This is a genomic window from Mycobacterium rhizamassiliense, assembly GCF_900157375.1.
GTDB lineage: Bacteria > Actinomycetota > Actinomycetes > Mycobacteriales > Mycobacteriaceae > Mycobacterium > Mycobacterium rhizamassiliense.
On the sequence record NZ_LT721901.1, the window covers coordinates 2,228,449 to 2,246,417 of the forward strand.

At 66.2% G+C, this 17,969-nt stretch carries 19 protein-coding genes; 15 read left to right on the forward strand and 4 right to left on the reverse strand.

The window, feature by feature from the left end; genetic code table 11:
- Positions 1 to 12: 12 nt before the first annotated feature.
- Entirely contained in the window at positions 13 to 237 is a 225-nt protein-coding gene (locus MRAB57_RS10875) for a hypothetical protein (protein ID WP_077090535.1), read from the reverse strand.
- Positions 238 to 341: 104 nt separating this feature from the next.
- Here MRAB57_RS10875 and MRAB57_RS10880 point away from each other — a divergent pair, with 104 nt between their 5' ends.
- The 8 genes from MRAB57_RS10880 (at position 342) to MRAB57_RS10910 (ending at position 6,700) form a co-directional block, all read left to right on the forward strand.
- Positions 342 to 1,481: a TDT family transporter gene (locus tag MRAB57_RS10880; protein ID WP_077087571.1), complete on the forward strand. Its 1,140-nt coding sequence runs from the start codon at positions 342 to 344 to the stop codon at positions 1,479 to 1,481.
- Between the two features lie 105 nt (positions 1,482 to 1,586).
- Complete coding sequence (locus tag MRAB57_RS28800; protein ID WP_173813927.1) at positions 1,587 to 1,751, forward strand: hypothetical protein; 165 nt, start codon at positions 1,587 to 1,589, stop codon at positions 1,749 to 1,751.
- Positions 1,752 to 1,851: 100 nt separating this feature from the next.
- On the forward strand, positions 1,852 to 2,727 hold the full coding sequence (locus tag MRAB57_RS10885) for an alpha/beta fold hydrolase (RefSeq protein WP_216823734.1): 876 nt from the start codon (positions 1,852 to 1,854) through the stop codon (positions 2,725 to 2,727).
- A gap of 93 nt (positions 2,728 to 2,820) precedes the next feature.
- On the forward strand, positions 2,821 to 3,411 hold the full coding sequence (locus tag MRAB57_RS10890; RefSeq protein WP_077087572.1) for a TetR-like C-terminal domain-containing protein: 591 nt from the start codon (positions 2,821 to 2,823) through the stop codon (positions 3,409 to 3,411).
- Between the two features lie 152 nt (positions 3,412 to 3,563).
- Positions 3,564 to 4,220 (forward strand): S1 family peptidase, encoded by a 657-nt coding sequence (locus MRAB57_RS10895; RefSeq protein ID WP_108637925.1) that lies wholly within the window; start codon positions 3,564 to 3,566, stop codon positions 4,218 to 4,220.
- Between the two features lie 149 nt (positions 4,221 to 4,369).
- Positions 4,370 to 4,840 (forward strand): lipoprotein LpqH, encoded by a 471-nt coding sequence (locus MRAB57_RS10900; protein ID WP_077087573.1) that lies wholly within the window; start codon positions 4,370 to 4,372, stop codon positions 4,838 to 4,840.
- Positions 4,841 to 4,868: 28 nt separating this feature from the next.
- On the forward strand, positions 4,869 to 5,852 hold the full coding sequence (locus MRAB57_RS28805) for an MAP_0585 family protein (RefSeq protein ID WP_173813881.1): 984 nt from the start codon (positions 4,869 to 4,871) through the stop codon (positions 5,850 to 5,852).
- Positions 5,853 to 5,929: 77 nt separating this feature from the next.
- Positions 5,930 to 6,700 carry an enoyl-CoA hydratase gene (locus MRAB57_RS10910; RefSeq protein ID WP_077087575.1) on the forward strand — a complete coding sequence of 257 codons (771 nt, stop codon included), beginning with the start codon at positions 5,930 to 5,932 and terminating at the stop codon, positions 6,698 to 6,700.
- A 4-nt stretch (positions 6,701 to 6,704) separates the two neighbouring features.
- Here the strand turns inward: MRAB57_RS10910 and MRAB57_RS10915 are convergent, their stop codons facing one another.
- Together MRAB57_RS10915 and MRAB57_RS10920 are read right to left on the reverse strand one after the other, a co-directional pair.
- A complete protein-coding gene (locus MRAB57_RS10915; RefSeq protein WP_077090538.1) occupies positions 6,705 to 7,595 on the reverse strand; it encodes a lytic transglycosylase domain-containing protein in 891 nt (296 codons plus the stop codon).
- A gap of 66 nt (positions 7,596 to 7,661) precedes the next feature.
- Positions 7,662 to 7,928: a YdeI/OmpD-associated family protein gene (locus MRAB57_RS10920; protein ID WP_077087576.1), complete on the reverse strand. Its 267-nt coding sequence runs from the start codon at positions 7,926 to 7,928 to the stop codon at positions 7,662 to 7,664.
- A gap of 179 nt (positions 7,929 to 8,107) precedes the next feature.
- Between MRAB57_RS10920 and MRAB57_RS10925 the strand changes: the two genes are divergently transcribed.
- The 5 genes from MRAB57_RS10925 (at position 8,108) to MRAB57_RS10945 (ending at position 14,395) form a co-directional block, all read left to right on the forward strand.
- Positions 8,108 to 8,752, forward strand: coding sequence for a S1 family peptidase (locus tag MRAB57_RS10925; protein ID WP_077090539.1), 645 nt, complete (start codon positions 8,108 to 8,110; stop codon positions 8,750 to 8,752).
- A 352-nt stretch (positions 8,753 to 9,104) separates the two neighbouring features.
- Positions 9,105 to 10,244 (forward strand): hypothetical protein, encoded by a 1,140-nt coding sequence (locus tag MRAB57_RS10930; protein WP_245835895.1) that lies wholly within the window; start codon positions 9,105 to 9,107, stop codon positions 10,242 to 10,244.
- Positions 10,245 to 10,410: 166 nt separating this feature from the next.
- Positions 10,411 to 12,402: a flavin-containing monooxygenase gene (locus MRAB57_RS10935; RefSeq protein ID WP_077087577.1), complete on the forward strand. Its 1,992-nt coding sequence runs from the start codon at positions 10,411 to 10,413 to the stop codon at positions 12,400 to 12,402.
- On the forward strand, positions 12,399 to 13,538 hold the full coding sequence (locus tag MRAB57_RS10940) for an epoxide hydrolase family protein (protein ID WP_077087578.1): 1,140 nt from the start codon (positions 12,399 to 12,401) through the stop codon (positions 13,536 to 13,538). The genes MRAB57_RS10935 and MRAB57_RS10940 overlap by 4 nt, the downstream gene beginning before the upstream one ends.
- A gap of 59 nt (positions 13,539 to 13,597) precedes the next feature.
- Complete coding sequence (locus tag MRAB57_RS10945; protein WP_077087579.1) at positions 13,598 to 14,395, forward strand: DUF732 domain-containing protein; 798 nt, start codon at positions 13,598 to 13,600, stop codon at positions 14,393 to 14,395.
- Positions 14,396 to 15,314: 919 nt separating this feature from the next.
- Here the strand turns inward: MRAB57_RS10945 and MRAB57_RS10950 are convergent.
- Positions 15,315 to 15,770 carry an STAS domain-containing protein gene (locus MRAB57_RS10950; RefSeq protein WP_077087580.1) on the reverse strand — a complete coding sequence of 152 codons (456 nt, stop codon included), beginning with the start codon at positions 15,768 to 15,770 and terminating at the stop codon, positions 15,315 to 15,317.
- Between the two features lie 311 nt (positions 15,771 to 16,081).
- Here MRAB57_RS10950 and MRAB57_RS10955 point away from each other — a divergent pair, with 311 nt between their 5' ends.
- The gene (locus MRAB57_RS10955) at positions 16,082 to 16,909 is read left to right on the forward strand and encodes a GAF and ANTAR domain-containing protein (RefSeq protein WP_077087581.1); all 828 of its coding nucleotides are present in this window, start codon (positions 16,082 to 16,084) and stop codon (positions 16,907 to 16,909) included.
- Positions 16,910 to 16,981: 72 nt separating this feature from the next.
- Positions 16,982 to 17,614 carry a hypothetical protein gene (locus MRAB57_RS10960; RefSeq protein ID WP_077087582.1) on the forward strand — a complete coding sequence of 211 codons (633 nt, stop codon included), beginning with the start codon at positions 16,982 to 16,984 and terminating at the stop codon, positions 17,612 to 17,614.
- Positions 17,615 to 17,969: the final 355 nt, after the last annotated feature.

Genomic DNA, 17,969 nt, shown 5'->3' on the forward strand with positions numbered 1-17,969 from the left:
CGGTTGACGTGTCTAGCTGGCCTTTTCCAGGTCCTCGCCTGAGGTGTAGAAGACTTTGATGTTCGAGCCCGTGGCGACCTCGGCGAGGAAGACGCCCAGCGGCTCCACCTCGTAGTAGTAGTGGACGTAGCCATGGGCGTCCAGCGCGGAAGCGCACGAGAGGCCCGGCGCACCGCACCGCGCCTTGATCGGAATCGCGAGTACGGCGAGCGCCACGATGACGACGATCCCCAGCATGACGTGGACCCTATTGAGGGCCCGCCGGGATTGCTGGATCTGCGTCACGGATTGGAGTCTAAGCGGAACATCGAGCCATCCCGAGGAAGTAGGGTTTCTCGGCGATGGCTACTGCACCCGCCGACGACCTGCCATCGTCGTACAAGCGCGTCGAGGTACTGGGCAACATCGGGCCGAACTGGTTCGCCTCGGTGATGGGCACCGGGATCGTCGCCACGGCTGGTGCCGCGCTGCCCGTCCATGTGTTCGGGTTGCGCGCTTTCGCCGAAGCGGTGTGGGTGGGGGCCGCCGGTTTGCTGGCGCTGCTGATCGTGTTGGTCGGTGGCCACTGGCTGCGGCACCCGACGGTGGCGCGCGGCCATGCCCGCAACCCGCAGATGGCCCACTTCTACGGGGCCGCTCCGATGGCGCTGATGACCGTGGGCGCGGGGGCAATGCTGGTGGGCCGGGATCTGATCGGAGAGCGCATCGCCGTGGATCTCGATTGGGTGCTGTGGACCGCGGGCACGCTGGGCGGGTTGTTCACCGCGGTCAGCATTCCGTTCCTGATGTTCACCCAGCACGAAGTCGAGCCCGACGCGGCATTCGGCGGATGGTTGATGCCGGTGGTTCCGCCCATGGTCTCCGCGGCGACGGGCGCGCTGCTGCTGCCGCACATAGCGGCGGCGACCGGCCGCCAGACCATGCTCTACGGCTGCTACGCGATGTTTGGACTGTCCTTAGTGGCCTCGGTGAACATCATCGCGATGATCTGGAGCCGACTGGTCCTCTACGGCACCTCGGGCACCGCGCGGGTGCCGACGTTGTGGATCGTGCTGGGTCCGCTTGGCCAATCCATCACGGCTGCAGGGCTTCTCGGCGCCGTCTCGGGGATGGCCGTCCAGCACGAGGTGGCAGAGGACATGAATACGTTCGCGATCCTGTTCGGCGTCCCGGTGTGGGGCTTCGCCGTGCTGTGGATCGCGCTGGCCACCGCGCTCACGGTGCGCACGCTGCGGCGCGGAATGCCGTTCGCGCTGACGTGGTGGAGCCTGACGTTCCCCGTCGGCACCTTCGTCACCGGCACTTCGCAGCTTGCCGCGCACACGCATCTGCCGGCGTTCAAGGTCGCCGCGGCCGTCGCCTACGCCGGGCTGCTGTTCACCTGGCTCCTAGTGACCGTCCGAACCGCGCGGGGCAGCCTGCGCGGCAATCTGCTGCGGCTGCCCCCGAGCAGCGCGCCGATCAAAGCCAGCAAGGGCTAACCCGGTCGCCTGCGGTCGTTTGAGCCCACCGGACCAATGGGTAGGCGACACAGAGCGACTGGACGCCGCCGTAGCGGCCGGCTCGATCAGAACGGAGGGTTGCGCATGCGCGCCGAAGAAGGCGATGAATCCCTGAAGGATTACGCCGTCGAGGGAAAGCAAACGCTCGGCAAAATCAAGGAGACTCAGCACGCCCGGGGTCACAACGCGGGCATTTTTAGCCGTATTGCCAAGATCTTTCGCGGCGGGCGGGGCGCCCCGCCCGGCTGAGCCGACTGCCGTCGTCGCCGGCGCTCTGCCGACGGCCCCCTGAGCCCGGCATCGATACTCCGTGCGTAGGCCCTGATTCGGCACGTCCTACCATTTGCTGATGACGACGGCGCCTGAACAGTTCTCGACTTCCGGGTTGGACGGTGTTCGCATCGTCTCGGACCGTCAGGGCGACCCGAATGCCCGCGCTGTCGTCTTCTTGCACGGGGGCGGGCAGACGCGTCGTTCGTGGGGCCGGGCGGCGGCCGCGGTCGCGAAGCGCGGCTGGCAGGCTGTGACGGTCGACCTGCGCGGCCACGGCGAATCCGACTGGTCCAACGACGGTGACTATCGCGTCGTCAGCTTCGCCGCCGACGTCGCCGAAGTGCTGCGCGGGCTGCCCCCGAAGCCGGTTCTGGTCGGCGCCTCGCTGGGCGGCTTCACCTCGATGTTGTTGGCGGGCGAAATCTCGCCCGGCATTGCCAGCGCGGTGGTGTTGGTCGACATCGTGCCGAACATGGAGCAATCCGGGGCGAACCGCATCCACAACTTCATGGCCGACCGGGTGGAGTCGGGGTTCGAGTCACTCGAGGAGGTTGCCGACGCGATCGCCGAATACAACCCGCACCGGCCCCGGCCGACGGACCTGGACGGTCTGACGGCCAACCTGCGCCGCCGCGGCGATCGCTGGTACTGGCATTGGGATCCGCAGTTCATCAGCGGCAAGGCGGCCAATCCTCCTTTTGAGGTCACCGACCCCGACCGCATGCACGCGGCCGTTGAGGCGATCCTAGGCGGCGGCGTACCGATGCTGCTGGTTCGAGGTCAGGTGAGCGACCTGGTGAGCCAGGAGCGTGCGGACGAATTCCTTGCTCGCTTCCCGCAAGTCGAATTCACCGATGTGCGCGGCGCGGGCCACATGGTCGCCGGCGATCGCAATGACATATTCGCGGACGCGGTTCTGGACTTTCTCGGCCGGCACGTCGACGCCGGATAGCTTCGGCGAGGCGACGGTGCGGATGGTCGCACCGCTGCGCAATGGATGCCACACTGGTAGGGCGATTTTTGACCTCAGACGAGGGGGACACGGATGGAGCAGTCGCAGCCACCCGATGAACAGGTGGTCGCTGTTCCCGCCGACATCCGGGCGCGTGTCATGCCCGCGGTACTCGATGAGTTGGCGCACTGGGGCGTCGAGCGATTCAGCGTCGAGGCCCTGGCCGAGCGCCACCGGCTGGACCCCGCAATGATTTACCGCTACTGGGGCAACCGTCAGCGACTCATCGTCGATGCCGCCCTGGCCGACGTCGAGGGCCTGGCCTCGGCCACCGACACCGGCTCGCTGCGCGGAGATCTGTTGGCGTTGGCCCGCAAAGTCGCCGAACGGGCCAACAGTCAGGTCGGCCGGACTTTCCTGCGGTCGCTGGTGATGGACGGCGGTGGGCATCACGACGAAGAAACCCGAATGATGTTCTGGCGGGCGCGTTTTTCCGTCGTGCGTGGCGTGGTCGACCGGGCGCAGAAGCGCGGCGAATTGCGCGACGGCGTGAACACGCTGGCGGCCGTGCAAATCGTATTGGCGCCCTTGAACGTTCGCGTCCTGTACTCCGATGCGGCCGTCGATGACGAGTACTGCCAGGCGGTCGCCGACATGGCATGGCACGCCATCGCCCGCAAATAGACGTTGACGATAATTAATCCAGGTCACATATCCGCGTAATACCTTTCGCGACAACGGCTTCGGGCCGGTCTTTCCGCTACACTGCTTGAGCTAACTAACGCGTGCTTACGGGTTGGTACGATGCAGGCCGTCTTACACAAGAGGAGAGCGGCGTGGCCGGACCGTGGTTGCGAAGGTTGGGGCTAATCGGCGCCGTGGCGATGCCCGTGACGGTGTTCGTGAGCATCGCACCGGCAGATGCGGCCTCCCCACGGCCGGCACCGGGTATGCGGGTCCAAGACGAAAATATGAAGTGCACAGCCAGTTTCGCGGCCCGTGGCGACGACGGCGACTACTACTTCATCACCAGCGGGCACTGCGACCCGCGCGACGGCTCGGGATGGACCTACGCGCAGGGCGTCCCGCTGGGCACGATCACCGCCAGCGAGAACGAAGGTGGCAACATCGACGCCGCGATCATCCGTCTCGACCCGAGTATCGGTGTCCCCGCGGGTGATATCGGCGGCAGGCCGGTCCACGGTGTGTACGCCTCCGAAGACATCAAAGTCGGTGTGCCCTTTTGCAAGCTCGGTTCCGTGACCGGTGAGACATGCGGGGGCGTCACAAAGGTGCGCGACGACGGCGTGATCGAAGCCAGCGTCTTCAGCTTGAACGGTGACAGCGGCAGTCCCGGCTACGTCAAGAATCTCGATGGAACCGTCGGCGCGGTGGGCATCTTGACGGGGTCACCGGACGGTGACGACAACACGTCGTACTTCGTCCCGGTGTCCCCGTTGCTCGCCAAATGGGGCTTGCGGCTCCTGCCATGACGGGCGAACGACTGTTTTGCGAACAGCGGTTCTGGGTACCCGGCGACGCGATGTCCACAACGGCGGACTCGTGTTGAGCGAGTAGGGTCCGCAGAGGTTGTCAAGGCGACGAAAGTACCGGCACCAGCGACACACAAAGGAGATCAGTGGTGAAACGTGAGATCGTCGTCGGCGTAGCCGGCGTGGCCATGGCGGTCGCGGCTTGCGCTGGCTGTTCGAGCAACAAGTCCAACTCGGGTGCGCCCTCGAGTTCGGGCGCGCCAGCTCCTGCAGCCACCCAGCTCATCGTCGACGGCCAGAACCAGAACATCAGCGGCGCGATCACGTGTAACACGGCGAACGGCGTCCTCACCATCGGCGTCGGCGACGCGACCGCCGGAATCGGCGCGGTGCTCAGCACCGACAATCCGCCCATCGTCCACTCGGTCGGATTGGGCAACGTCAACAACGTCGCGCTCGGCTTTTCCGACGCCGCCCCCAACCAGGCCAGCAACGCGGGAGCCGCGGTCAACGGCAAGTCGTATGCGATCAAAGGCACCGCGACGGGGACGGACATGACTAACCCGCAGCAGCCGCAGACGGTGACCAAGCCATTCGAATTGGACGTGACCTGCCCGTAGCGCAGGCGATCGTAGAAGGGACACAGCAATGTCTATGAAACGTGTCGTCAGCGCGGCCGCGGTTGCGGCCGGCCTTGGCATGTCCGTAATGACCAATCCGGTGCTGGCCAACGGCGCTCCGCTGGATCCTCCACCGCCGTGCCCGAACTGCCACAGCGGTGGCGGCGGTGGGGGCGGTGGCGTTCAGGTCGGTGGGGGCGCGGAGGTCGGTGGCGGCGCGCCGCAGGCCCCGCAGACTCACCAGCCACAGGCCCCTCAAACCACGCAGCCGCCGGCCCCGCAAACCACGCAGGCACCGGCCCCGCAGACCACGCAGCCGCCGGCCACACAGTCCCAGCCGCCGGCCACCCAAAGCACCGAGCCGCCGGCGACGCATACCACGCCGCCGCCAGCCATGACCAGTCAAGCTCCGGCTACTCAAAGCACGCAGCCGCCGGCGACCCAAAGCACCCAGCCGTCGTGGTCACACGGCAGCGAGCCGCCGCGCAGCGAGACCACGCAACCGGGGAACCAGACCACCGCGCCGAGTCCGCAACCGACCACGCCGGCGAACCAGCACAGCACGCAGCCGACCAGGCCGGGTGTAACCGTGGTACTGAACCCGCCGAGCACCCAGCCGCCGCACCAGGCTTACATCCCGCGGCGCGACGACTTGGTCACCGCCAGCGCGCAAATCGGCGGCCCCGGCGGGGACGCGCGCGTCAGCTTCATCGTCCCGGGACGCGGCGCGCCGCCCCCGCCGGCGCAGCGCGGCTGGGGCTGGAACGACGGCCCGGCGCCGCATCGCCCGCCGCCCAACTGGGAAGGCCCGCCGCCTCCCGGGGGCTGGGATGGCCCGCCGCCTCCTGGGGGATGGAACCGTCCGTGGAACTACCCGCCGCGTGACGTGGCCGTCGCCCGTGCCGACTTCGGGCCGTTCCAATACGACACCTTCACGGCCGTTCCGGTCTTCAACTGGCAGTACGGCGGTTGGGGCTACTGGTTCTTCGGAGTGTGGGTTCCGCTTTACTGATAGACCCTTTGTGAGAGCCGCCCCGGTATTCGTCGGGGCGGCTTTCACGTTTCTGCGCCCCGGGCCAGGATGAACGCATGAACACGATGGAAAAGCGGTTCGTCAGGGTCGGTCGCGACGGCGGCGTGGCCACGATCGAGTTGATCAACTCCAAATCGCTGAACATCGTCGGCAGCGGCGCCATCGGGGAACTGACCGAGGCGTTTCGGGCGATCGGCCACGACGACGACGTGCGTGTCGTCGTGTTGCGGGGCGCGGGGGATCAGGCGTTCATCGGCGGCGCCGACGTCAACGAGATGGTCGAGCTCGACCGCGCCAGCGGCGAGGCATTCATTCGCCGCCTCGCCGGATTCTGTGAGGCGATTCGCCAATGCCCGGTCCCGGTCATCGCCCGGCTCGCGGGCTGGTGTCTGGGTGGTGGCCTGGAAGTCGCGATGTGTTGCGACCTACGGATCGCCGAGTTGGGTGCCAAGTTCGGTATGCCGGAAGTCGCGGTCGGAATCCCCTCGGTGATTCACGCGGCGCTGATGCCGGCGCTGATCGGTGCCTCGCACTCGGCCTGGCTCTTGTTGACCGGCGAAACCATCGATGCCGCAACGGCTTCCACGTGGGGCTTGGTGCATCAGGTCGTCGCTCCCGACGCGCTCGACGCGCGCATCGGCGAGCTCACGACGAAGCTCACCGGATACGGCCCGCACGCGGTCCGCCAACAGAAGCGGTTGCTCAACAAGTGGTTCGACATGACGATCCACGGCGCGATCGAAGACAGCGTCGAGCAGTTCGGCCTGGCGTTCCTGACGGGGGAGCCGCAAGCACACATGCGAGCTTTCCTGTCCCGCAAGCGATAACGCGCTACTGCGGGTGGCTGGCGAGGTAGTCGCCGACGGGAATGGGTGACGGCTCGGCGTATCCAATGGGGAGCAACACGTCGCCGGCGGTCGTCACGAAGTACACGTCCCACCGGTAGTACGTGGCGAACGCGGCCGGATCGGCCCCGATCAAGGCGGCGTAATCGTCGACCGCTTGCACGTATTGGTGGGCGTGGTTGTACTGGTAGATCGCATGGTCGCGGTCGTTGGCGAAGCCGTTGGCGGCCAGGTAGCGGCCCGCCGCCATGATGGCGTCGTGCGGGGAATTGACGTCACCGCCATTGCCGTACGAGGCGAACGTCGACGGCAAGAACTGCATCGGGCCTTGTGCCCCAGCGGTACTCACGCCATTGATGCTGCCGAACCGCGTCTCGACCAGGTTGATCGCGGCCAGATAGTTCCAGCCGACGCCGGACTCCGCCTCCGCAGCGTGGTAGTCACCCATCAGCCCGTCGACCGGGGGTGGGGGGTCAATCCGCCACGCGGGCAGCGTGTCTCGCTCGTGTGCCATCGCCTGTAGCTGCCGGCGGGCGTCGACGTTGCCGTCGTAGACGCCGAGAAGCTCCGAAGGAATTCGCGGGCGCGTCGTCGCATCCCATTCGGGGTGCCGCCCGATCGCGCGGTAGGCGGCCTGCTCGCGGTGCGCCGCCGCCACCAACGCCGGCTCCGGCGTGCCCGGGTCCCGCAGCGCACGCTCATCGGCGACAAGGTCGTCGGCCAGTTGGGCCGGATCGGTGGCCAGCTGCGGCTGCGCCCCCAGGGGCGGGCTCGGCGCGACGGGCACCGGCGTTTGGTTGCGCGGCGCGGGCGCTTGGATGGACGGCGACGGCGTGGAGCGCGCCGCCGGGGACGTGCAGCCCACGAGCGCGATCATCGCGCCGAGGGCGAATGCCGCGGCACGGCTCGTTGCGTTGACGGCTACCGGCACCACGCGGCCCTCCTACTTGCCGGTCCGCTCGCGGTGCTTGCATCCCGGCCAGCAGCAGGGCCGTCGCTTGCCCTCTTCGAGTTCCTCTTGGGTGCGGCGGATGCGACGCTCGCGGGTCTTCTCCTGCTTGGCGTCCTCGACCCAGCAGATGAACTCGTTGCGCGCTAACGGGGTGATGTCGTTCCAGGCATCCAGCGCGGTGCCGTTGGTCAGTAGCGCCTGTCGGAGGTCCGCGGGCAACTTGTGCACCACCCCGCCCGGCACTTGCTTGCTGGTCACCGGGACAGGGTAACTCGCGGCGGGCAAAAGGCGTAGAGCCGCCTCGCGCTCGGCCGCACCGTGTTGCACCAAAGTCGTTGGTAACGGCTCGTTTTCGCCGCCGTCCTGCGAGGAGGGCGACTGCGGGCTAGTCTTTTTTCGCGATGTGGGCCGTGCGGTCCGGGGCAGAGGAGGGCGGGGTGAGCTTTCGTTGGTTGCAAGGGGCCGCGCTGACCGTGACCGCCTTGATGTCCGCGCTGGTGTCCGCGAGCCCGGCGCGGGCAGCGCCGCCCCCCGCGCCCGGGATCCAGATGACCGACGAAATCCTCAAGTGCACAGCAGGTTTCGCGGCCAAAGGCAACGACGGCAGCTACTACCTGTTGACCAGCGGACATTGCGACAGCCACCAGGATTCGCTGTGGAAATACGAGCAGAACGTTCCCCTCGGAAAGATCAGCGCCAGCGAGGAAGAGGGTGACCGCAAGGACGCCGCGGTCATCCGGCTCGATCGCACTGTCGGCAAGCCGGTAGGCGATGTCGGCGGTCGGCGGGTCCGCGACGTCTGGGGCGCTGCCCAGATCCAGCCGGGCACGCCGTTCTGCAAGCTCGGCGCGATCACCGGCGAGACGTGTGGGGCGATCAAGAACATCGACGGCGAAGTCGTCGAAGCCAGCGTGTACGCCCTGAACGGTGACAGCGGCAGCGCCGGATTTGTGAAGAACGAAGACGGCAGTGTCAGCGCTGTCGGCATCCTGATGGGCTCCCTGACGGGTGACGACAACACGACCTACTACGTGCTCGTGCAGCCGCTGCTCGACCGCTGGGGACTACGCGTCCTGCCCTAGTCAAAGGGGGCAAAACCGCTGTTCGCTGGACGTCGCGAGGTTGCCGGGTAGGCTTAGCTGGGCTCGGAAGCCCTACTTCAGGGTCCGGGGACCCGGAGAAACCATCGGCGGTGTGGGCCGCATCAGGTCGAAAAAACAAAGGTAACGGCGTCGTGGGTAATGGCGAAATCATGGGTAACGGCAAAACCGCCGGGACCCGAACGCACCACCGTTGGTGGTCGCCAGCTCCCGCAGCGGTGCGGTTCCTGAAAGGCCACCACGTGAAAGCACTCGGATTGGCGGCGGCAGCCGTCATGGCTTTCGCGCCGCTGACGGCGGTGGTGGCCCTGCCCGGTGTGGCGGAGGCGGCCCCGTGCGCCGGCCCCGGGTCGAACCCCACCTCCTGCGCGCACTGCCGGTTCTACGTGTCGGCGTATCACACGGCGAACGTCTGCGACTCGGCCCCAGCGCCCCGGTGCAGATCCCGGAGCCGATCAACCTGCCGCCGGAACCGCTCCCGACGGTCGTGCCGACCACCGCCGCTCCGCCTACCTCCGTCGGACCGCAGACCCCGACGATCAGTCCGCCGGGCGCCGGCTCGCCCCGCGTCGCGGCGTTGGTACCCCCGCCGAAGGGCTTGGATGCCGCCCCGCCGTCGATCGCGGCGGCCAAGGCCGCACCCTCGACGCGGATCAACCCCGGCAGCCCGCCGCCGCCGCCGATGCAGGTGTACGACTTCGGCCAGCGAGTGCAAAACGTCGTCGACGCCCACAGCGGCAACGTTGACATCGTCAAGGTCAACGGCCAGACGGTGGCGCGCCCCCGGCACTGGGACTACATCGAGTACGACGACTACGGCCGCCCGACGCTGTTCAACCCGCTCGAAGAGGCGATGGCGTTCCGCTACTTCTACGACGGCGCCTACCGGGAGGCATTCGTGCCGTCCGGCGGTCGCATCGTGATCGACGGCGCCGCGCCGGGCCTGTACCCGTTCACCGCGGTCGGCGAGAGCCACCTGGCGGCGGGCAGCTTCTACGGCGGGGCCTCGGTCCCGAAGGGTACGGGGGAAGGGAAACCGCCGCCGGACTACAAACTGCCCGCACCCCCGGCGGTGTACCCGGACGTGTTGATCTCGGTCCCAGCCAATAACCAGACCGTGCAAGTCGGTCAGGTGGAAGTCATTGGTCGCGACGAGCACCAAGTCCCGGGCAGCCAGGACACCTTCCTGCTCGACGACTCCACCCTGGCCTGGGGGCAGATCAACGATCCGGCCGGGAGCACCCAGATCCGGGTGACCAAGACCCAGCCGTTGCCCGGCTACGGGCCTACCGATCGGGGCGACTACCTGGTGGCGCTGGCGAGCCGTCAGGACCTCGCCGCCCAAACCGCCCCGCCGGCCAAGCCCTGGTGGCCGTCCGTGCTGGGGTACGGGTCGCTGGCCGTCGCGCTGATCCTCATCTTCTGGTTCATGGGTCGTCGGAGCCGCAGCGCGGAGGACAACGCCGGCCTCTAGGTCGGTCCAGCTGCGTCAAGCCGAGACAATACGTAATTCGCAATATGTATAGTCATTCCGCTGCTACGGAAGTGCTTGCGGGCGACAGTCGGGCGGTCTGCCTGTCATCGCACAATCTGCCGAATTTCACGGACCATACGGAGCGCATGCTCTGTATGGTGATTGGATGGCTGGCTCGGCGCTAGGCACCTCGACCACGCCTGATGAGACGGAGAGCAACCCGTTGCTGGGGCTTCCGTTCGACGACCCCGATGACGTCATTCGAGCCGCCATCGCCGAAGCGAGCGTCCCCGCCCTGTTGATGTCGATGGTGCACATGACCGGCGACATGGCTCTGCTCGACGAACTCCCCGGGCCGTACCTGCTGATCGCGATGGACCTGCAGGGCGCGATGAGTGAGCCCGACAAGCAGAAAGTGCGTGACCGCGCGTTCGACGTGATCCGCGAATACCGCGACCGCGGGTGTCCGCCGCCGTTCGTTCCGGACGCCCAGCAGATGCGGGTGATGTTCGACGTGATGTCGGCGGGGACCTTGACCGAGGAGTTCGTCGACTACGTCGCGGCGGACTTGCGGTTCAGCGATGCCGACCAATGCGGACCGGTGCTGGCGTCGACGCCAGAGCAGCGCGGCGACTTCCCGGTCGTCGTCATCGGCTGCGGCGAGGCCGGCCTGTTGGCGGGGATCAAGCTCAAGGCGGCCGGCATACCGTTCACGATCGTGGAGAAGCAGTCCGCGGTGGGCGGGACGTGGCTGGCGAACCGCTACCCGGGCTGCCGCGTCGATATTGCCAATCAGTACTACGCCTATTCGTTCGAGCCGACCGATCACTGGACGCACTACTACTCCGAGCAGCCCGAGATCCTGCGGTACCTGCAGGACGTCGCCGCCAAGCACGACATCGCCCCGCACGTGCGGTTCAACACCGCGGTGACCGGAGCTGTCTGGGACGAGGAGTCCGCGACCTGGCGGGTCACGATCCGTGGGGCCGATGGCCGGATCGAAGTCCTGACGTCGCGCGCATTGATCTGCGCCGTGGGGCAATTCAGCAACTCGGTGATCCCGGACATCAAGGGCGCCGGTGACTTTCGCGGACCGTCCTTTCACACCGCGGACTGGCGCGACGACGTCGATCTGGATGGCAAGCGGGTCGCGGTGATCGGCGCGGGTGCCAGCGGGTTCCAGCTGGTGCCGGCCATCGCGGATTCGACTCAGCAGGTCGACGTCTATCAGCGCACCCCGCAGTGGATGGCGCCCAACTCGATTTACCACGACGCCATTCCCGACGGCGCCAGGTGGGCGATCCGCCATTTGCCTTACTACGGAAGGTGGTTGCGGTTCGTGTCGTGGTGGCCGATCGCCGACGCGCTCGACGAGCAGGTGCGGATCGACCCCGAGTGGGACAACGGCGGGCTGTCGTGCAGCGAGTCCAACCACGCGATCCGCGAGATGTTCATCGCGTGGATGCGCGTCTTCTGCACCGACGAGGAAATACTCGCCAAGGTCACGCCGAACTACCCGCCGATGGGTAAGCGCACGTTGCAGGACAACGGAACCTGGCTGACCACGCTGCAGCGCCCGGACGTCGAGCTGATCACCGATGGCATCGCGGAAGTCACCGTCGACGGCGTCACCACCGTCGATGGGGTGCACCGCCCGGCCGACGTGTTGGTGTGGGCCACCGGCTTTGACGTCAACCACCAACTCGGCCCAATCAATGTGCGCGGGCTCGACGGCGTGGAACTCAATGCGGCATGGGGTGATTCGGCGTACGCCTACCTGGGTGTCACCGTGCCGGGATTCCCGAACTTGTTCTGCATGTACGGCCCGGGGACCAACGCGGTCAACGGGGCCAGCATCATCTATAACTCGGAGTGCCAGATGCGGTACATCATGGGATGCATCGACATGGTGCTGGCGGGCGAATTCGGCTCGGCCATACCAAAGGTCGAGGTGTGCGACGACTACAATCGGCGCAGTCAGGAACGGTTGCGGTCGATGGTGTACAGCCACCCGGCGGTCACCAGCAGCTACTACAAGAACGCGGCGGGCGGGTTGCCGACGTTGTACGGGTTCCGCATCTTCGACTACTGGCGATGGACCAGCCGCCCGGACCCGGGCGACTACGAACTGCGTTCGGCGGCAGGGGAGTTGGCATGACGGGGCCGGCGTCATTTCCGATCGCGGTGCCCGATTCCGCTCTCGATGATCTGCGCCGCCGCCTCGACAACGCGCGATGGCCGGCGGAGCTGTCGGACAGCGGGTGGGACTACGGAACCGAGCAAGCCTTCCTGCGGACCGTCGTCGAGCGCTGGCGCTCTGGATACGACTGGCGGACAACCGAATCCGAGCTCAACGAGTGGGGCTCGCACGTAATGACCGCGGCCGGTCAGCGGGTGCACCTGCTGCACGCGCGCTCCGATGACGCCGACGCCATCCCGCTGGTGCTGGTGCACGGCTGGCCCGGGTCGATCGTCGAGTTCCTCGACGCACTGCCGGCGCTACGGGCACGCTTCCACGTGGTCGTGGTCTCGATGCCGGGCTACGGGTTCTCGGGCCCGACGACGCAGCGGGGCGTCGACGTCGCGAACGTCGCGGCGGCCGTCGCCGACGTGATGTCGCAACTCGGCTACGAGCGCTACGTCGCGCAGGGCGGCGACTGGGGCGCGATCGTCGTCCGGCACCTCGGCGAGCACTACGCTCCGCGGGTGGCCGCCATCCACACCAACATGCTGTTCGCTCCCTTCGCCGGTGACGCCGCCGAGGCCATGACGGGGGTCACGGAAGGCGAACTGGCATCGATCGTTTCGTCCGCCGAACGCCTCGCGGACGGCACGGCCTACATGCAGATCCAGTCCACACGGCCGCACTCGTTGGGCTTCGGCCTCGACGACTCGCCGTTGGGGTTGGCCGGCTGGATCCTGGAGAAGTTCCATGCCTGGTGCGACATCCGCGAGGGCATGCCGGTCCGCACCGACCGCCTGATCGACAACCTGATGATGTACTGGCTCACCGGCACCGCCACCTCGGCGGCGCGGCTGTACTGCGAGGCCGATCGGGCGGGTAACTCGGCGCTCAGCGAGTGGCATGGCCGGGTCGATGTGCCGACGGGCTACGCGGTGTATCCCTTCGAGTTGCTGCAAACCCCGCGGGTCTGGGCCGAGAGCCGTTACAACCTGGTGCATTACACCGTGCAGGACCGAGGCGGCCACTTTGCCGCCTTCGAACAGCCCCAACTGTTCGCGGCCGACGTTATCGCCTACGGCGACAAGCTACGGGAGCTCGGAGTGTTCTGAGCCCGACCGATCTGGGGCAGGACTTGTCACATAGGCGCGACACTCGCAAACTGGTTGATATGCGGGACCGCGAGACGATCGATTCGGAACTGCGGCGCGCCGCTCTCAGACGCCAATCAATCCGCGAGCAGGGCCGCCAGCCGTCGTCGCGAGAGACCGACGAACTGCTCGACGAGCTGTTGGCCCACGCCGCGGGGATACCGTTCACCCGCGCGACAACATCGGCTGACATCTTCGTCCCCGAAGCGTGGTTGCGCAGCACCAACGGCAGTACCAAGACCCGCACCGCGCCCCGACGGCGCCAGGCTGCGCTGCGCCGCCTGGGACTGTCCGCGGCGTTGCCGCTCTCGCTGATCGCCGTCATCGCCGCGGTGGTGGTGATGTTCGCGATGCGCCACCAGGACTCGTCGCAGGAGTCGGCGCAAGCGCAGCCGACGGAGGCCGCACCGACCGCCTCACCCAAACAGGTCGCGCCGAAAATACCCGTCCCGCATATCAACATCATCGACTCGGCATTTGTCGAGACGTTGAAGAACGAAGGCGTGCCGGTGCCCAGCCAGGATTACGTGACGTCGCAGGGGCACGCGGTCTGCGACTTCCTGGCGCGCCAACCCAACTTCGAGGATGCCCTCAAGTTCGTGCAGGGGTCGTCGATATGGGATGCCAACCAAAGCACCGATGTCATCGCGGGTGCCATCGTCTCGTACTGCCCGCAGGCCGAGCCTGCCGTTTCGAGCGGACCGGCCTCTCAGAATGCTCTCTCCGGTGTGCAGGCGATCGAAGGAAAGCTGCATGACGTCCAAGGGGATCTGCAGGGCATCCAGGGCGTCATCGACGGCCTGCCCGGCCACCCGTAACGGGGTTGTCGCCTCACCTCCGGATATCAACGGCCCGAAGTGTCGGGAAACCTCGCACAGTCGGTGGCAGCGGCTGAGGGGGCCACCTCACCGCCGCCTGCACCGGGCGAGTCCGATCATTCTCAATCATTCGCGATGAATAAACGATGGCTGCTATGTCGCGGTGTGGGACCAAAAGGGTTGTGTGAGAGTCCTCTGCGAGTTCAGCCACGGGCACATAATGCCTCAGGCGGGAAGACGGGCCTCGCCATCTTCCGTGAGCTGCGCTCAGCATTCCGGCCTGCGGCCACGACCTGAACTATGCGAACTCGGAGGACGATTCAGTGGTTGGTGATGGCGGCGAGATGCCCGTCTAACGCTCGACCCAACTCCTGTGCTTACCTGGGCAGGCGTAGACTGAGAGAACGGATCCACGGCAGACCAAGGTCGGACCGGAAGAAAAGATTCCTCCTCTCGGCTGTGGCGCCTAGCACGATCACTAGGCACCCACGCGAAGCAAAGCCCATCAACTGGGCACAGCGCGGTGGGCTTGCGTCAGTCGGGAAACTCTCTCCTGACGCCGAGGCCACTTTGCACCGCGCCATCATGCACGCTTGGTAACCAGGTGGTTGGTGCTTCGGACGGCGCTCCTTTTCGTCAGGAGAGCCGTCCGACTCGTATGTGCCAAACTCCCGGGGCCGGTGGCGGTCTGCTTGCCGACGCAAGGCCAAAATGCGTCCCTGCGTCCGTGCCTAGTCTTGTCGTCAGTTTTTGCTTGGACTGGGATTGCTGCTGAGTCCCGCGTGAATGTTTGGGTAGCGCGCCACCAAATGGCACACACCTCTGCTTTCGCGGCGCTGGTGGGTGGCACCGAGCCGCGACTATCTTTTGCGACCATCATGTGTGGTCTGTTTTGAGACAAAGGGTAAACCGGCTGACGTCACGTGGAGATGTCGTGGTCCGCATCGGACGTCGATCCTTGGAGGCTCCCCAGTGCCGCACTGACAGTATCGGCGGCTGGCAGTAAGCCGTCCGGGTCGCAGATCCGTAGTATTCGGGATACCGCGGCACCCGGTACCAACGCCCACTCTATTCCAGCGCCTGCGCAGTTCACCGAGACTCTGTGCAGCGCAGAGAAACATGCGGCACCAAAGAATTCCAGACGCGCCAGGTCAAGGATCAGTCCGCGGCAACGCACCAGGTGGGCGAGTGAATGCTCGGTTAGGGAATGTGCGTTCGAACAGTCGATGTCGCCGTGGGCGCGGACAACGACCACCGACGACTTCATCCAGTGAGCGTCCCAATGGGCTAATTGACCGTTGCGCGGCTTGGACAAAGGTGTGGAGAAAATGGCATCGCCCGGCGGGGCGTAAGTGCGTAACGATGTGTCGGTCATGGTGATCCCGTCGTGCGGATGATCACCGGAATGTCAGGACTCGGAGCAACGCTCCTCGGCTTCAGCAGCGTGCGGCTGGACCCGTCCGGACCAGCTGAGAGTCTCAGCAGCCATGACACTACTCCGGTTGGTGGGTGACGCGCAGGTGTTCAGGCTGCATATCCAAAATCGGGAATGCGGCTACCCCAATCTCGCCTTAGTCCCGCAAGTCAACTTGGTTCTAGGATGGGAGCATCTCGCGGCGTACGCCCGGGTGTATGGCTGGGCGCCCGTTATGAGGGGCTCCAGCAAGAAATGAACAGGTCCCGATAATGGCGGAGTTCACCGAGGACGATGGCAGGCCCCCGCTAGAGTCGCGCACGCTGGGGCAGCTCAGTGCCGATGACGCCGACTTGCAGGCGGGGATCGCGGATCTCGCGGGTCTGGTCGCCGACCATCAGCGCTTGCCCGAGTTGCTGGCCGAGGTGGCGACGTTTGCTGTGCGCGCGATACCGGGGGCCGACGGTGCTGGGGTGACGTTGCTGAATCTCGACCGGGTGGACAACATAGTCGCGGCGTTGGCGGCCAGCGCTCCCTTTGTCGCCGAGATTGACGAAATCCAGTATGCGACCCTCAACGAGGGGCCATGTATCACGGCGGCGCTGGAACGTCGCACGGTGCGCTCCGGGTCGTTGGGTGGGGAGAAGATGTGGCCCCGGTTCGGTCCGCGGGTGGGCCGCTTGGGGGTGCACAGTGCATTGTCGCTGCCCCTGTTGCTGCCTGATCGGGTGGTCGGGGCGATCAACGTATATGCCTACGGCAAAGGCGTTTTCGATGAGCACGCCGCTGAATTGGGGGAGTTGTTCGCCAAACCAGCGGCTGTCGCTGTGTACAACGCGCAGATCCTCGCCGACGCGCTCGCTCTCTCTATCCAGTTGCAGACCGCATTGTCCACCCGCCCGGTGATCGATCAAGCGATCGGCCTCATCCGCGGACGCAGCGGGCGCAGCGCCGAGGACGCGTTCGCCCAGCTGCGAGCGATGAGCCAATCTGAGCACCGCAAGTTAGCTGATGTGGCCCAACACATTGTCGATGAAGCGGTGCGCCGCGCCCGCGCCCGCGCCCGACCCGAGCCGGGAGGCCCAGCCGGCGTACCCTAACAAGTGGGGAAACAGTCACGAGACGGGTCCTGATTCGCGTCTCGGGGTCCTCACCGCGCACAGCGATTGGCCTTGCGCGGCGCCGGCAGCTCGATCGCGCTCGGGAGCGCGCAGCGGAGCAATCCTCTTGTGAAGATCGCTGCGGTCCTGGCCGCAGACCTGGGCATTCTCACCGCGGCCTTGGATGAGCCCGGCGCCGACCTGGCCAAAAGCCTGCGCCTACTCGCGGCCGATGCCACTGCCGCAATATCTACCTTCCTGGGTCTGAGCGTGACCGTCGACGGCAGTGATCCGCCATTCACGTTCACCACATTCGTCGAGAGTGTCGGGGCGAGCGATGTCCGCACCTCGTTGAGGCTGGCGCTACCAGGTGTCGGTGATGCCGGGGTTCTCCCGGTGGTGGCCATCGTTTTGTACGCGGGGTCGCCGGGAGCCTTTGTCGATCTGGCCGCAGACCTCGCGTGGCTCACCGCCCGGAACCCGAGTGAATTCGTCCTCGATCAGCACCTGCCCGCCGCTGCCGAATCGGGCACCGTGCCAAACCTTTTCGAGGTGTCCGTCATCAACCAGGCCATCGGGGCCCTCATCGGCCAGGGCCACACACCCGAGCAAGCCGAGCGCCACCTCACGGCTGAAGGTGCCGACGCCGGTATCAGTCGGCACGCCGTCGGCCTGCGCATCCTGGCCGGGCTCAATGAGCGGTAGCCGCTCATCGCGTGTTTTGTGGGTCGGGTTGGGAATCCAGCCGGTCCGGAATGAAGTTAGATGTCGGATCCGTCGATGAACGCCCGCGAGACGTGCTAATGCCGTTGTCTTGCGCTGCCCAAATCCGATTCGACTGCCAGACCGGCGTCATCGCGACGCATGGGTGCCCTCATGCCACCTGGGGAGGGCATCGTAATATGTTGTGCTGCAACAATAGTGAGTCATTCAGCTGCCCTCATTGACGTCGGTGATTGGAGCCAGATTTCGCTATACTGCCCGCTTTTGATGAGTTCGCCGTTCTTCATGATGACGGTGAATGCGGTTTGAGGTGTGGCTGGCTACTAGGTCGAGGTTC

What these genes read in the sequence shown, in the direction of transcription:
- MRAB57_RS10875 (WP_077090535.1), bottom strand. Translation starts at nt 237, where the DNA reads ATGCTGGGGATCGTCGTCATCGTGGCGCTCGCCGTACTCGCGATTCCG.
- MRAB57_RS10880 (WP_077087571.1), top strand. Translation starts at nt 342, where the DNA reads ATGGCTACTGCACCCGCCGACGACCTGCCATCGTCGTACAAGCGCGTC.
- MRAB57_RS28800 (WP_173813927.1), top strand. Translation starts at nt 1,587, where the DNA reads ATGCGCGCCGAAGAAGGCGATGAATCCCTGAAGGATTACGCCGTCGAG.
- MRAB57_RS10885 (WP_216823734.1), top strand. Translation starts at nt 1,852, where the DNA reads ATGACGACGGCGCCTGAACAGTTCTCGACTTCCGGGTTGGACGGTGTT.
- MRAB57_RS10890 (WP_077087572.1), top strand. Translation starts at nt 2,821, where the DNA reads ATGGAGCAGTCGCAGCCACCCGATGAACAGGTGGTCGCTGTTCCCGCC.
- MRAB57_RS28805 (WP_173813881.1), top strand. Translation starts at nt 4,869, where the DNA reads ATGTCTATGAAACGTGTCGTCAGCGCGGCCGCGGTTGCGGCCGGCCTT.
- MRAB57_RS10910 (WP_077087575.1), top strand. Translation starts at nt 5,930, where the DNA reads ATGAACACGATGGAAAAGCGGTTCGTCAGGGTCGGTCGCGACGGCGGC.
- MRAB57_RS10915 (WP_077090538.1), bottom strand. Translation starts at nt 7,595, where the DNA reads ATGATCGCGCTCGTGGGCTGCACGTCCCCGGCGGCGCGCTCCACGCCG.
- MRAB57_RS10935 (WP_077087577.1), top strand. Translation starts at nt 10,411, where the DNA reads ATGGCTGGCTCGGCGCTAGGCACCTCGACCACGCCTGATGAGACGGAG.
- MRAB57_RS10940 (WP_077087578.1), top strand. Translation starts at nt 12,399, where the DNA reads ATGACGGGGCCGGCGTCATTTCCGATCGCGGTGCCCGATTCCGCTCTC.
- MRAB57_RS10945 (WP_077087579.1), top strand. Translation starts at nt 13,598, where the DNA reads ATGCGGGACCGCGAGACGATCGATTCGGAACTGCGGCGCGCCGCTCTC.
- MRAB57_RS10950 (WP_077087580.1), bottom strand. Translation starts at nt 15,770, where the DNA reads ATGACCGACACATCGTTACGCACTTACGCCCCGCCGGGCGATGCCATT.
- MRAB57_RS10955 (WP_077087581.1), top strand. Translation starts at nt 16,082, where the DNA reads ATGGCGGAGTTCACCGAGGACGATGGCAGGCCCCCGCTAGAGTCGCGC.